Genomic DNA, 14245 nt, shown 5'->3' with positions numbered 1-14245 from the left:
AGCAGTCAGTCGGTTGCCACGGGGCGGCCGGATTCGAACGGATCGGAAACGGAGCGAAAGAGGAGGACCGAACCGACGGCGACGGCCCCGAACGCCGAGAGCGCCACGAGCGGCGTCGTGGCGTTTGCGACAGCGCCGCCGGTCGTCCGGGCGAGGAAGAAGAGGAGACCGTGAATCATCGAGACGCCGCTGAGCGTGGTCGCGCGGCCGTGCGATTCGACCCGGTCGTTGAGAAACGCGCTCTTGAGCGTCGCCGACACGGTGTTGGAACTTCGGGAGAGGAGGAACGCGGGAAGGGCGACGACGGGGACGACGCTGGCACCGAGCAGAGCGCACGCGAGCAGAACCGGACCGAGCGTGAACCAGCCGTCGATGCCGAACCGATCGCCGATTTTCGCGGCGACCGAGGACCCGGTCGCGGCGGCGAGCATCAACCCCGCGTACAGGCCGCCGAGCGTCGCGGGAGTGAACCCGACCGAGAGCGCGACCGGTTGGACGAACACCTCGACGGTTTCCGGGACGGCGAGGACGACGCCCGAGAGGAACACGAACGACCGAACGCGGCGGTTCGAGACGACGCGGGAGAGCGCGGCGCGAGCGTCCGCGAGCGAAAAGCCCTCGTTCGAACCGCTGACCGTCGGTTCGGGGAGCGTGAGGATGACGAGCGACCCGAGGCCCGTCAGAGTCGCCGCCGCGAGGAACGGTAGCGGTGCCCACCGTTCGTACAGCACGCCCCCGGCGAGCGCGGTTATCGCAGCGGCCGCATAGAAGATCGCGCCGCTCCGGCCGTGGATTCGGATGAACGAACCGGTTTCGCCGTGGTCGGCGAGGGTGTCGTACAGCCACGCGTCGGTGGTTCCCGAGCGGAACGTCGCGGAGATACCCCAGAAACACCAGAGCGCGACGAACGCGGTCAGGGAGTCGGCGAACGCGAACCCAAGATGGGTCAATGATATGAGGGCTGAACCGAGGGCGAGTCCGTTCCGGCGACCGATTTTGTCGCCGAGATAGCCCGTCGGGACCTCGCCAAGGAGCGTCCCGACGAAGAACGACCCGGCGGCGAAACCGACGCCCGCGAGGTCAAGACCCTGTGCGAGGGCGTGGACGGTGAGAATGGGGTAGACGAACCCCTCCGAAGTGAGCCCCCGGTAGAGGTAGAACCGACGGACGGAGCGGTCAACGGAGACCATCGACGGTGTCGAAGGGACGGTGCGTTCGAGAGGCGACGCGAGTCGGGTGGAACGGTTTGGAAGGGAAAATCATATCCATGAATCGTCGGAGTTCGTGGTCTGTGGGACACAGCGCGACGGGAAAAGCGTTCGTTGAAGGCTATTTCAGTTGATTTTCTGTCGTTTTCGAACGGCGAAGCGACCCGCTGAAATCCCCCGCCGTAGTACGTATCCCGTGAACGCGGGAGACATCGACGCGGAGGTGTGGGACGCCTTCCAGTTGCTGGCGAACGAGACTCGATTGAAAATCCTGTACGCGCTCTGGAATGCGCCCGAGTGGACGGCGACGTTCACGGAGTTGAAGGAGGCGGTGGGAATGCGCGACAGCGGGCAGTTTCAGTACCACCTGAACGAGCTGGCCGGGACGTTCGTCCGAAAGACCGACGATGGCTACACGCACCTCGCCGGAGGTATCGCCCTCTATCGGGCGATGCTCGGAAGCGTCACGGGTCCGGAAACGGCGACCCCGATTTCGCTCGATACGGCGTGTCCGATCTGCGGCGCGCCGCTCACCCTGCGATACGACCATCAAGTGTTCGACGCTCGCTGCCCCGACTGCGACGAGACGGTATCGAACGCGCCGTTTCTCCGGGCAGGTCTGGAAAACAGGACGGACAGCGACCGGTCGAAGGCGTTCGACGCATGGACGCGACGCTCGGTGGGCCTCCTCCGCGACGGCGTCTGTCCGTGGTGTGCGAGTACCGTGACGCACGAGTTTTCGGGAACGGGGAACGACGGAACGGAGGAAGATGACGAAATTCACATCACGCACACCTGCGACCGCTGCGGTGGCTTCCTCCGGACGACGCCCGTCGAGAACGTCGTCGACCATCCCGCCGTGGTCGCGTTCTGCTACGACCACGGAATCGACCTCACCGAGACACCGCACTGGGAGATGGAGACGTACGTCGCCGAGAGCACACGACTCGGCTCGGACGACCCGGCGGAGGTTCGACTGACGATTCGACTGGCGGACGACGAACTGACGCTCTCGCTGGACGAAGGGATGCGGGTTCGGGACGTCGAGTGAAAGCATCCGAGGCGAAAAGCGATTCCTGAGGCAACAGCTAAAAGGATTTCTGGAAAGCTTTCTAGAGATATATCCGGATATATTTCGAGAGAGACAGCCGGCAGGTTGGATGGGAAGACCCCGAAACTATTCATCGGCGGTCCGCGGAGGGGCCGAACCGCAGTCGAGGTGGTCCCGGTGGACCCGTCGGTGGAAACCGGAAGTGACGTGGGGAAACCGCACCGCTAAGGCCGAGAAAAACGTATCGGGCGACATGAACATGCTCGTGGACGGCGAGTGGCGAACCGGCGCGTACGAGAGTACGAACGAGGAGGGCGAGTTCGAGCGACAAACGACCTCGTTCCGCGAGTGGGTCGAGGACGACCCGGAGAGCGAGTTCCCGGCGGAGTCGGGACGCTACCACCTCTACGTCTCCTACGCCTGCCCGTGGGCGCATCGAACGCTCCTCGTGCGGGCGCTGAAGGGACTCGAAGACCACATCTCGGTGTCCGTCGTGGACCCCCATCGCCAAAACGACGGCTGGGAGTTCTCGCCCGACCGGTTGGGTTGTACCGCCGACAGCGTGAACGGCGCGGCGTTCCTCCGAGACGTGTACACGAAAGCCGATTCGGCGTTCACCGGGCGCGTGACTGTCCCCGTTCTGTGGGACAAAGAGCAGGATACCATCGTCAACAACGAGTCGGAGGAGATACTGCGGATGCTGGACACTGAGTTCGACGCGGTTGCGGACCGGGACGTCACTCTCTATCCCGAAGGGTACCGCGAGGAGGTGGACGACACCATCGAGGCGATTTACGAACCGATCAACAACGGCGTGTACCGGGCGGGGTTCGCGGAGACGCAGACGGCCTACGAGGAGGCCGTGGGCGACCTGTTCGACGCGCTCGACCACTGGGAGGAGGTGCTCGCCGACCGGCGGTATCTCTGCGGTCCGGAGCTGACGGAGGCGGACCTCTGCATGTTCACGACGTTGGTGCGTTTCGACGCGGTGTACGCGACGCACTTCAAATGTAACGTCCGGCGAATCGTGGACTATCCGAACCTCTGGAACTACCTGAAGGAACTGATGCAACTGCCCGACGTCGCCGAGACGGTCCGGATGGACCACATCAAGGAACACTACTATCGAAGCCACACGGGAATCAACCCGTCCGGAATCGTCCCCGTCGGCCCGGAACTCGACTTCGAGTCGGACCACGACCGGGAGCGGTTGGCGGGCGGCCCTCCGGAAGCGGTTCGACGCTGAACCGCTCGGTGACGATCTGCAACGTTCCGTCTCAGTACATCGAACCGACGAGAACGGCGATGAGAGGGGCCGTAAAAGCACATCGAGTTTTTTATTCCTCCGTAGATTCTCGAAAGGGGACGAGCTATGACCGCCGACGATTCGATTCCCTTCGAGAGCACGGAACGGCACTACGCCGAACACCGACCCGGATACGACGAGGCGGCGCTCGCGTATCTGGCGGACCGATTCGAGTTGGGCGACTCGTCGCGCGTCCTCGATTTGGGATGTGGAGCGGGCCAAATCGCCGTTCCGCTCGCGGAACACGCGGGAGAAGTCGTGGCGATGGACCCGAACGAAACCATGCTCCGGCACGTTCGGCGGCGGGCGGAGCGGGCGGGACGCGAAAACGTCGATTGCGTCGTCGGGTCCGATACGGACCTCGGCGAGGAACTCGGCACGTTCAGGCTGACGACCATGGGTCGCTCGTTTCACTGGATGGACGGAAAACCGACGCTAGAAACGCTGTACCGCCTGACCGAATCCGGTGGCGGCGTCGCGCTCCTCACCGGCCAAGAGTGGCTGACGAAGGGGACGCGAGGGTGGCAAGAAGAAGTCTACGAGGTTGCGGGCGAGTACGCTTCCCTCCCCGAACGAACCGGACCGGTCGAGGAGTACGACGATCCGTGGGACGAGTTGCTGGCCGAAGTGGGGTTCGAGGACGTAACGGTCGAGCGGTTCGCGTTCGAGCGCGAATGGGACGCGGACGGAATCGTCGGGTACCTTCGCTCGCTGTCGTTCTGCTCGCCGGACGTCTTGGGCGAGCGGGAAGCGGCGTTCACGTCGGAACTCACCGACCGACTGAACGCGATGGACGGGGAGCCGTTCACTCAAACGGGGACGATAAACGTGATATCCGGCCGGAAGTAGGCCGGACCTTGCGGGGCGGCGAACGTATTTTGAGGCTCGACGGGAATGATGGGATATGGTGATGAAAGAGTCCGAGGAGAAAATCGGACGCGACGACGCCGCACCGAACTTCGAACTCCGCGGGACCGACGAGGAGACGTACGCGCTTTCGAACTTCGACGACTACGACGCCGTGTTGCTCGTGTTCACGTGCAACCACTGTCCGTACGCGCAGGCGAAGTTCGACCTGTTGAACGACATCGCGGACGAGTACGACGACGTGGCCGTGGTGGGCGTCAACTCGAACGACGCCGAGGAGTACCCCGACGACTCCTTCGAGGCCATGCAGGAGCGAGTCGAGGACGGAACGATCGGGTACGACGCCTATCTCCACGACGAATCGCAGGAGGTCGCACGGGCCTACGGCGCGGTCTGTACGCCCGACCCGTTCCTGCTCCGCAACGAGGGCGACGGCTTCACGCTTGCCTACCACGGGCGACTGGACGACGCGCTGAATCCCGACGCGGAAGCCACCGAGTACTACATCCGCGACGCCATCGACAGCGTCCTCTCGGGCGAGGACGTGGACTTGGATTTCATGCCGTCCCGCGGTTGTTCCATCAAGTGGAAATGAGTTCGAAATTTGACGGCGGGCGGTAACACTCGTGTCACGCACAGACGTGAGCGTTACCGAATATTTTGGGAACCAGCTATAAGTGAGAAATCGTCGTGGGGTAAACCATGGCAGAACGTAGCGACACGGTGGTGAAATCGACGGGGTTCAGAGTGGCGAGATTGATTTACGGCGGTCTGCTCGCATACATGGGAATCTCCGGACTCCGGAACATCGAAGCGCAGGCGGGGTACGCGGAATCGAAGGGCGTCCCGATGCCTGAGGCGTCCGTCGTGGCGTCACACTGGCTTCTCGTGGTCGGCGGCGTCGGAATCAGCCTGTGGAAACTCCCGGGTCTCGCCGCCAGCGCCGCCATCGGCTTCCTCGTCAGCGTCACCCCGTTCACGCACGACTTCTGGAATCAGGAGGGACAGGAGCGACAGAACGAACAGAACCACTTCCTTAAGAACGCCGCCATGCTCGGTGCGGCGTTCGCCTTCCTCGGCATCGCGGAAAGCGAGAAAGAGAAGGCAAAGGAGGAGAAAGCGGAGAAGGAGACGACGAAAGAATCGAAGGGAACGAAGAAGGCGACGGCGAACTGACGGACGGGACGACGCTTTTTTCGACCGAATCCGCCGACCCCACGAAGCTTTACGGGCGAATCCGACGAACCCGTGAGCACCGTGGCCAACCTCGAAGACCCGCTCGAAATCGGGGGCGTCGAACTGCCGAATCGCCTCTACCGCGCTCCGCTGCTCGAATGTGCTGGCAACGACGAGGAGACGGTTGACGTCCTGATTCGGGAACTCGAGCCCGCCGCCGAATCGGGCGTGGGGCTGATTTGTCAAGGTGCGACCATCGTTCGCGGCGAGGGTGGCTGTGCCGCGCCGGGGATGACACGAGTACACGACCCGGCGTTCGTCTCGCGCTTGTCCCGCCTCACGGACGCGGTGCACGACCACGGGAGCCGGATTTTCGTCCAGCTCGAACACGGCGGCCTGCGGAGCATGGAGACGTGGCACGCGGGCTATCGCGCCGAACATCCCGACCTGCGGCAACTCGCGGTTTCGCGGCCACCCGCCGTACTTCGATTGCTAGACGGCGTCGAGTTTCTCGACTACGACCCGCACGTCCTTTCGACGGCGGAGGTGTACGACCTCGCGGCCGATTTCGGCCGCTCGGCGGAGTATGCGGTCGATGCGGGCTACGACGGGATTCACATCGCCGGGGCGAACATGGGCATCGTCCAGCAGTTCCTCTCGCCGTTCTACAACCGCCGCGACGACGAGTTCGGCGGGTCGCTCGCCGCCCGTACCACATTCCTGGAAATCGTGTACGAGGAGATTCGCGAGCGCGTCGGTCCCGACGTTCCCATCGTGACCAAAGTACCAGCCGAAACGACCGCCCCGGCGTTCGTGCGACGACACCTCTCGCTCGCCGACGGCGTTCGGGTCTGCGAGCGATTGGCCGACGTGGGCTTCGACGCCCTCGTTCCGGTGCAGGCGTCGGTGTTCTGGGACGCGAGCATCATCCGCGGCGCGTTCCCGGCCCGCGCGTGGCGCGACGAGCGGTTCCGTGAGGGGTATTCGGAAGCGTTCGGGAGCAAACCGCGCGCCGCGCTCGTTGCCCTCCTCAACTGGCTTCAATCCCGGAAATACAACTTCGACCCGGCGTGGAATCGCCCGTTCACCCGTCGCGTCGGGTCGCGGGTGTCGGTTCCGGTGCTGGCCGAGGGCGGGATTCGAACCCGATCCCAAATCGACCGATTGTTGGCCGACGGGTCGTGTGACGCCGTGGGGATGGGGCGGCCGTTTTACGCGGAACCGCGGCTTCCGGCGCGGCTTCTCGGAACGAACTCGCGCGACGACGCGCGCGAAACCACAGTCGTCTGCGAGAACTGCAACAACTGCACGGTGCCGCAGGCGGCGGGCGCACGCGGCGTCTGTCGCACACCCGGCGTCCTCGAAAAGCGCGGCGAACTCCGCAGGTCGGGGGCCTACGACGGACCGGGGGACCTAGGCGGCCGCGAGGAGTCGTAACGAGTATTCGACCCGGGACCCAACATCGGAGCAGTGACCGACGACTACGAGATTTCCGACTTCTACGACGCCATCGAGGACGTCGGGCGGCCGGTGCTGACCGCGGACGAGGTGGCCCGCGCCCTCGACTGTTCGCACGAGGAAGCCAACCGCGTGCTGGAGCGCCTGACCGAGGAGCGCGACGTGACGCGTCTCGACGTGGAGAACGACCCGGTGGTCTGGTTCCCGACAGAGTGGGAGCGGTTGGCCGACCGCGAGCGAATCGTGGTGTTTCCGAAGCGTCGCGAAATCGTCGCGGATCAACCGGAGCAGTTCACGCGGGCGCAACTCTCGCAGTTCGCCCACCTCACCGACACGACGCGGGCGGGAAGCTACAGCTATCGGGTTCGGCAGGAGGACGTCTGGTCCGCACCGTACGAGTCCTTGGAGGACCTTATGCGAACCGTCCGACAGGTGCTCCCGGAACCGTCGCCGGATGTGGAGTCGTTTATCGAGGCGCAATGGAAGCGTGCGAAGCAGTTCCGCCTCTACACCCACGAGGACGGCTACGTCGTCCTCCAAGCCGCCAGCGACGACCTGATGGGAAACGTCGCCCGCCAGAAGTTGGACGAGAGCCACCTCCGCGCCCCGATAGCCGACGACGAGAGTTGGGTCGCAGAGGACAAAGTAGCCGAAGTGAAGCGAATCCTCTACGAAGCGGGCTATCCGGTGCAGGACGACCGGGAGCTAGAAACCGGCGACGAACTGCCCGTCGAATGTTTCCTCGATTTGCGTGACTACCAGCGCGAATGGGTCGAGGAGTTCGTGGACCTGAAATCCGGCGTCCTCGTCGGGCCGCCGGGAAGCGGAAAGACGGTGGCCGCGATGGGTGTCCTCGAAGCCGTCTCCGGGGAGACGCTGATTTTAGTTCCCGGCCGCGAACTCGCCGCACAGTGGCGCGACGAACTGCTCACCCACACGAACCTCACGCGGGACCAAATCGGCGAGTACCACGGCGGCGAGAAGAACGTCCGCCCGGTGACGATTGCGACCTACCAAACCGCCGGAATGGACCGCCACCGGCAACTGTTCGACCAGCGACGGTGGGGCCTCATCGTCTACGATGAATGCCAGCACATTCCGAGTCGGGTCTTCCGCCGGAGCGCGAACCTCCAATCCAAACATCGACTGGGGCTTTCCGCGACGCCAGTCCGCGAGGACGACAAGGAAAAGGACATCTTCACGCTCATCGGCCCGCCCATCGGCACCGACTGGGACGCGCTGTTCGAGGCCGGATTCGTCGCGGAACCGGAGGTCGAAATCCGCTACGTCGGGTGGGACGACGAGACGTATCACGGGGAGTACGCTAGCGCCGACGGCCGGGGGAAGCGCCAAATCGCCGCGACGAACCCCGCGAAGTTGGACGAGATTCGGTTCCTCCTCGCGGAACATCCCACGGCGAAGGCGTTGGTGTTCGTGGAGTACCTCGAACAGGGGAACGAAATCGCGGACGCCCTCGACGTCCCCTTCCTGAGCGGCGAGATGCGCCACCCCGAACGCGAGCGCCACCTGCAAGCGTTCCGCGACGGACGGGAGGATACGTTGGTCATCTCGCGCGTCGGCGACGAGGGAATCGACCTCCCCGACGCCGAAATCGCCATCGTCGCGTCCGGCTTGGGCGGGTCGCGGCGGCAGGGCGCACAGCGCGCGGGGCGGACCATGCGCCCCGCCGGACGCGCCCGGATGTACGTGCTGGCGACGCGCGGCACCCGCGAGGAGGAGTTCGCCCGCCAGCAGTTGCGTCACTTGGCATCGAAGGGCATCCGGATTCAGGAAACCGTGCTGGACGAGTAGGCGGTCCGCCCGGCCGTCGGCAACGGGACTGAAGTGAGCGCGGACCCGAGTTCGAGTATGGTCCGCGAAGTTCGACACGACGCGACCGGTCCCCTCAAAGTGGACGAAGGCGACTTCGACGACGAGAAGGGAAACATCGCCATCTGCTTGTGCGGCCTGTCCGACAAGTACCCCTTTTGTGACGGGTCGCATCGCACGACGCGGGACGAGGAGGGCGACACCGTCTACCGGTACGAAAACGGCGAGCGACGGATAATCGAGGAGATAGTGTACCGCGATAGTGGAAGCGACGGCGGTAGCGTCAGTGGCGGCGGTAGCGGCGAATAACGACGGCTGGCGGGTCACATCGGCAACAACGAATAACCGACTTCCCGGCGTGCCAACGGTATGCGCTTCGGGGGAACTGCGGGGAGATTGGGAACGGCGGGAACGCTCGCAGTGGTCGTGGTCGTCGTCGTCGCGGGCACCGGGGTGGTCACGGGCGGCGGCAGTCCGAAGTTTTCCGGAGCAGCGGGATACCAAGCGGTCGGCGTGAACGCCGACATCGACTACACATGTCGAAACGTGACCGTCTCGGTCGAACCGAAGTGGGTTCGGTACGACCTCGTGGTGTTCTACGAGGACACGGTCACGGGAAAGCAGGGTAAAGCGCTCCTCGGCCCGATGCAGGGAAAAACGGTCGAACCGTACGGAAACGGCATCGTGTTCACGAGCGTCGAGGTGGTCGTCAACGGCGCGACGGTCGAAACCGACACGATTCTCGCGAGGTGCTATCCGGACACCAGCGACGCGATGCGCCCCGGAAGGTCGGCAATCGGTATGGCGTCGGGAGTATCCATACTCGAAGTACGTTCGCGGAATCCGGTTCCGGTCACGACGGCGACGACTGACTCCTCGGGGCCGATCTCGCCCGCGTTCGAAAGCCGACGAACGCCCGCCAACGTCGTCGCGGAGGCTGGTTCGACGCAGAGACCGGCACGGCGCGCGAACTGACGTTTCGCATCGATGATAGCCTCGTCCGAAACGGAGAGGACGGCACCGCCGGTGTCGCGAACCGCGGCGAGGACCCGGTTTCCGCTCGGCGGGGAGGCGTTCGCGATGGAGTACGCGACCGTCTCGCCGGCCTCGACGGGCGACACGTCGTCCGCGTCCGCTCGATAGGCTTTCGCGATGGGGTCGCAGGCCGCTGCCTGCACGAAGTACAGGCGGGGAACCGACTCCGAATCGAGGAGGTTAGCGTCGCGGAGTTCGCACACCGCTTTCCAGATGGCGCTCGCGTGTCCGCCGCTGCTGACGGGCGCGACGATGGCGTCGGGCGCGTTCGGCGCGGTGTCGGACTCGGCGAACGCCTCGCAGATTTCGAGCGCCGTCGTCTTCTGGCCCGCGACCCGAAGCGGGACGTCGGAGTTGACGAACCGGACGCTGGGGAGGTCGAGGCTCACGTCGTACAGTCGCCCGTAATCGCCCTCGACCCGCAACAGCGTCGGGTCGTACTGGGCGATGTGGGCCAGTCGCTCCGGCGGGATGTCGTCGGGGACCAGGACGAGGCAATTCATCCCCGCGCTCGCCGCCGTCGCGGCCATGCTCATCGCCATGTTGCCGTGCGAAACCGTGCCCACCCAGGCGTCGCCAGCATCAAACGCGCGAGCGACGCCGACGGCACTGCCGCGGTCGTTGAAACTGCCCGTCGGATTCGCGCTTTCGTCCTTTACTCGGAGTACGCACCCCGCGTACTCATCCAATCCGGGCGTACGGAGCAGGGGCGTTCCGCCGACGACGGAACCGATACCCGGCGGTCGGGTGCCGGGGAGCAACGCCCTGTAGCGCCAGATGGACGATTCCGGAATTTCCGGCCACGTGAATTTCGTCGCGGGGGTTTTCAGCCAGAGCGGTTCGCCGCACGAGCATCGCGCACCGGCCGTCGCTTCGGTTTCACACCGATAGCAGACGCGTTCGAGCGGCTTTTCCGCCGTCATCGAATCGCCTCCTTGTAGGTTCGTTTGGCCCGGCTCGCACCGTCGAGGAGGTAGTCGGCGTCGACGCCGACTACCTGAAAGTCGAATCCGGCGTCGACCCAGCGTTCCACGTCCTCGGACGCGAGCGCGATGCTACCGACCGGAACGTTCGCGTCGCGTCCCGCGTCCAAAACAGCGGAAATCTCGGTGTCCAGCGACTCGGTGTCGTCGAACCGTCCGAGCGACGCCGAGAGGTCCGCCGGGCCGAGAAAGAGCGCATCGATGCCGTCAACGGCCGCGATTTCGGCGGCGTTCTCGACGCCGAGTTCGGATTCTATCTGCGTGACGACGAGGCGTTCGTCGTTCGCGCGCTCGAAGTAGTCGGCGAGTTCGCGTCCGTAGCGCGACGCCCGCGATCCGGCGACGCCGCGAACTCCCTCCGGCGGATAGCGTGTCGCGTCGGCGATTCCGCGGGCCTGTGCTTCCGTCTCGACCATCGGAACGATGACACCGGAAACGCCGGTGTCGAGGACGCGTTTGAGTCGAGCGGGGTCGTCGTCGGCCACGCGAACGAGCGGTTCCGTCTCCCCGCTCGCTGCGTCCACCGCACGGGCGAGGGTTTCGACGGTTTCGAGCGACATCGACGTGTGTTCGGCGTCGATGACCACGAAGTCGAAGCCGAGTTCGGCGCTCATCTCCGCGACGGCGGGGTGGCCGATGGAGATCCACGACCCGACCACGGCCTCACCCGTGCGAACGGCGGTTGCGAGTGTACGCATGAAGAGGGTGATGTGAGGAAGGGAAAAATAGCACCGGGTCGGGGAAATACGCGTTCTCAGTCCGCGCCGGTGACGCTGTAGATGACGAACAGATATCCGACCGTCGAGACGCCGTAGTTCACCGTGAGGAGCATCCGACTGTTTTCGAAGTCGGTGAGGAACGCGCTGAACGTGGTTGCAATCGCGGCCGCGACGAGAACCGAGAACCCGATCGACAGGGCGAGCATCGACTGACGGGACGTTTGGAGATACGCCCGCATTGCCAAGCCGACCATGGTGAGGCCGGTCGCGGCGAGAACGATGCTGAGTAGTATGTACGTGATTTCGATAGCTTGCATGGAGTGAATCGCCTACGATTTTCGTGAACTACAAATCAAGCAACTGACTTAAAATTATTCAATACTGTAATTCGGCAAACCGATACGGAAAACTGCTTCCGATTTTTCGGTCGAAGTCGCCGTTCGTGACAACGAAATGTATTGATAGGAGGAGTCACGCTTAGAACACCGTCGCGGCGAGAAAGCCGACGAGGAGCGTGCCCGTCACGAGCAACTGGAACACCGCCGAGGCAAGCAGGCCGACGACGGCGAAGGCAGCGGTTCGTGTGCCGTGTTCGAAATCCCCCGTTCGTGCCAGTTCGACGGCGAACGTGGCGAGCGCGACGGCGAGAAGCATCCCCAACGGTCCCGTCGTTAGGAGGGCGACGAGGCCGACAATGCCCGCGACGAGGGCCGACCAGACGGACCCGCCGCCCGCCCGCGCGGAAATCGCTCCACCGGCGTACTCGGCGAGGACGGCGGCGACTCCGAGGAGCGTCGCGATCACGACGAAGAGGAGTCCGGGGGTTCCGAACCCGGTCCACCACCAGTAGGCGTAGATGCCCGCGAGCGAGAGTGGAACGCCCGGAAGGAGCGGGACGACGCTCCCGAGGACGCCGCCGAGCAGGAGGACGAGGGCGAGGAGGAAGGGCCAATCCATGTGGAACGGATGGCGTTTGTGCGGCATAACCCTTCAGGTTGCCCGATAGTTTTTGAACGATAGCGATCCGAGTTACGGGCGATGACGGTACTCGTGGCCGGAGCGACCGGGTTCGTCGGCCGCCACCTCGTTCCCGAACTCGTTGCGAGCGGCAAGGACGTCGTGGCGATGACCCGGAACGCTTCGACGTACGACCCGCCGGACGGCGTCTCGGTCGTGGAGGCCGACCTGAACGACCGTGAGAGCCTTCGCGGCGTCTTCGACGGCGTGGACGCCGCGTACTACCTCGTCCACTCGATGGGCGAGAGCGAAGATTTCATGGCCCACGACAGGGTCGCCGCACGGAACTTCGTCTCCGCTGCGCGCGAAGGGAACCCTTCTCGGGTCGTGTATCTCTCCGGACTGGGCGGCGAACGCGTCACCCTCTCGGACCACCTCAAATCGCGCCGCGAGGTGGAGTACATCCTCAGCACCGGACCCTACGACCTGACCGTCCTCCGGGCGGCCATCGTGGTCGGCGGCGACAGCGCGAGTTTCCGCATGGTTCGACAACTGGCGGAACGACTGCCGCTGATGATAACGCCGCGGTGGGTCGGAACGGACTGCCAACCCATCGCCGTCGAGGACGTGGTGGCCTACCTCGTCGGCGTCCTCGACGTTCCCGAGACGGCGGGGAAGACGTTCGAAATCGGCGGCCCGGACGTACTCACCTACGGCGAGATGGTGCTTCGAACGGGCGACCTGCTGGGCACGCATTCTACCATGGTTCCCGTCCCCGTCCTCACGCCCAAGCTATCGGCCTACTGGGTCGATCTGGTGACGGACGTTCCGAAGGACGTCGCCCACCCGCTCATTCTCGGGTTGAAGACGCGCACCGTCGTCGAGGACGACCGAATACGCTCGCTCGTCCCCATCGAGTTGACGCCGTTCGACGACGCCGTCCGGCGCTCCATCGCATGAGTCGCCCCGTCTATCGGTGGACGTACGAGAGCATCGTCGATGCGATTCCGGGCGTCACGTTTCCCGATTGGCTCGCACTCACGATTCAGTTCGTCCTCTTCGAGGGACTGATGGTGCTTCTCGCGTGGCGATACGACCTCTGGAACGCCGTTCCGGCCGGCACTGCGGCCATCGTCGTCGCCACCACGGGGAGCGCGCTGATGCTCCTCATCGGACGAAGGATGCGAGATCTGTCGATTCCGATGGCGTACCGAAAACTGTTGTTCGGATCGAGCATCGAGGTGGTCCTCGGCGTCATCGCCTACGTCGCCCTCGTCACGTACCTGTTGGTGTACACCCCGCGGACCGGCGCACCGCTCCTCGAATCGCTTCTGGGGACCTCGCCGCCGATTCCGGCGGTGTTCCTCACATTGCTCGTCCTGTGGGACGTGTGCTATCGCATCGGCACCGCGTGGTGGGCGAGCGTCACCGGGTTCTGGGTCGCGGTTCGGTATCCGACCGAGAAAGCCACCCAGCGGAAACTCCTGCGCGTGGACGCCTTCGTCATCGGGTTCGCGCTATTGCAACTCGTCCTCGTACCGTTCGTGTGGGGGTACGACCTGCTGGTGTTCGCGCTGGTCGGACACGTCGTCGCCGTGTTCTGTGTGTCGGGGAGCGCGATTTTCATCCGCACCCGCGGCTGAACTATTTAACGG

General features: G+C 64.5%; 15 protein-coding genes. 10 read left to right on the top strand and 5 right to left on the bottom strand.

The window, feature by feature from the left end:
- Window positions 1-5: 5 nt before the first annotated feature.
- Complete coding sequence (locus ACGYLY_RS13800) at window positions 6-1190, bottom strand: MFS transporter (protein WP_395281025.1); 1185 nt, start codon at window positions 1188-1190, stop codon at window positions 6-8.
- A 214-nt stretch (window positions 1191-1404) separates the two neighbouring features.
- On the opposite strand from ACGYLY_RS13800, the gene ACGYLY_RS13795 reads away from it, so the two are divergent.
- The 8 genes from ACGYLY_RS13795 to ACGYLY_RS13760 all read left to right on the top strand — a co-directional run bounded on the left by ACGYLY_RS13795 (window position 1405) and on the right by ACGYLY_RS13760 (window position 9205).
- Window positions 1405-2259: an ArsR family transcriptional regulator gene (locus ACGYLY_RS13795; protein WP_395281026.1), complete on the top strand. Its 855-nt coding sequence runs from the start codon at window positions 1405-1407 to the stop codon at window positions 2257-2259.
- A gap of 253 nt (window positions 2260-2512) precedes the next feature.
- Entirely contained in the window at window positions 2513-3505 is a 993-nt protein-coding gene (locus ACGYLY_RS13790) for a glutathione S-transferase family protein (protein ID WP_395284105.1), read from the top strand.
- 126 nt (window positions 3506-3631) lie between these two features.
- Complete coding sequence (locus ACGYLY_RS13785) at window positions 3632-4414, top strand: class I SAM-dependent methyltransferase (protein ID WP_395281028.1); 783 nt, start codon at window positions 3632-3634, stop codon at window positions 4412-4414.
- 55 nt (window positions 4415-4469) lie between these two features.
- A complete protein-coding gene (locus ACGYLY_RS13780; protein ID WP_395281029.1) occupies window positions 4470-5027 on the top strand; it encodes a thioredoxin family protein in 558 nt (185 codons plus the stop codon).
- A gap of 107 nt (window positions 5028-5134) precedes the next feature.
- Entirely contained in the window at window positions 5135-5608 is a 474-nt protein-coding gene (locus ACGYLY_RS13775) for a DoxX family protein (protein WP_395281030.1), read from the top strand.
- Between the two features lie 81 nt (window positions 5609-5689).
- A complete protein-coding gene (locus tag ACGYLY_RS13770; RefSeq protein ID WP_395284106.1) occupies window positions 5690-7045 on the top strand; it encodes a tRNA-dihydrouridine synthase in 1356 nt (451 codons plus the stop codon).
- 33 nt (window positions 7046-7078) lie between these two features.
- Window positions 7079-8878 carry a DEAD/DEAH box helicase gene (locus tag ACGYLY_RS13765; RefSeq protein ID WP_395281031.1) on the top strand — a complete coding sequence of 600 codons (1800 nt, stop codon included), beginning with the start codon at window positions 7079-7081 and terminating at the stop codon, window positions 8876-8878.
- Window positions 8879-8935: 57 nt separating this feature from the next.
- Window positions 8936-9205 (top strand): CDGSH iron-sulfur domain-containing protein, encoded by a 270-nt coding sequence (locus ACGYLY_RS13760; RefSeq protein ID WP_395281032.1) that lies wholly within the window; start codon window positions 8936-8938, stop codon window positions 9203-9205.
- Window positions 9206-9648: 443 nt separating this feature from the next.
- Here the strand turns inward: ACGYLY_RS13760 and ACGYLY_RS13755 are convergent, their stop codons facing one another.
- The 4 genes from ACGYLY_RS13755 to ACGYLY_RS13740 all read right to left on the bottom strand — a co-directional run bounded on the left by ACGYLY_RS13755 (window position 9649) and on the right by ACGYLY_RS13740 (window position 12590).
- Window positions 9649-10854 carry a pyridoxal-phosphate dependent enzyme gene (locus ACGYLY_RS13755; protein ID WP_395281034.1) on the bottom strand — a complete coding sequence of 402 codons (1206 nt, stop codon included), beginning with the start codon at window positions 10852-10854 and terminating at the stop codon, window positions 9649-9651.
- On the bottom strand, window positions 10851-11612 hold the full coding sequence (locus ACGYLY_RS13750; protein ID WP_395281035.1) for an HpcH/HpaI aldolase/citrate lyase family protein: 762 nt from the start codon (window positions 11610-11612) through the stop codon (window positions 10851-10853). The genes ACGYLY_RS13755 and ACGYLY_RS13750 overlap by 4 nt, the downstream gene beginning before the upstream one ends.
- A gap of 56 nt (window positions 11613-11668) precedes the next feature.
- Window positions 11669-11950: a hypothetical protein gene (locus tag ACGYLY_RS13745; protein ID WP_231186843.1), complete on the bottom strand. Its 282-nt coding sequence runs from the start codon at window positions 11948-11950 to the stop codon at window positions 11669-11671.
- A gap of 160 nt (window positions 11951-12110) precedes the next feature.
- Window positions 12111-12590, bottom strand: coding sequence for a DUF456 domain-containing protein (locus tag ACGYLY_RS13740; RefSeq protein WP_395281036.1), 480 nt, complete (start codon window positions 12588-12590; stop codon window positions 12111-12113).
- 81 nt (window positions 12591-12671) lie between these two features.
- Here ACGYLY_RS13740 and ACGYLY_RS13735 point away from each other — a divergent pair, with 81 nt between their 5' ends.
- Window positions 12672-13550, top strand: a complete 879-nt coding sequence (locus ACGYLY_RS13735; protein WP_395281037.1) for an NAD(P)H-binding protein — start codon at window positions 12672-12674, stop codon at window positions 13548-13550.
- The gene (locus ACGYLY_RS13730) at window positions 13547-14233 is read left to right on the top strand and encodes a hypothetical protein (protein ID WP_395281038.1); all 687 of its coding nucleotides are present in this window, start codon (window positions 13547-13549) and stop codon (window positions 14231-14233) included. The genes ACGYLY_RS13735 and ACGYLY_RS13730 overlap by 4 nt, the downstream gene beginning before the upstream one ends.
- Window positions 14234-14245: the final 12 nt, after the last annotated feature.

Source organism: Haladaptatus sp. CMAA 1909 (assembly GCF_043952005.1).
Lineage (GTDB): Archaea > Halobacteriota > Halobacteria > Halobacteriales > Haladaptataceae > Haladaptatus.
This window is presented reverse-complemented; position numbering and strand designations above follow the sequence as displayed.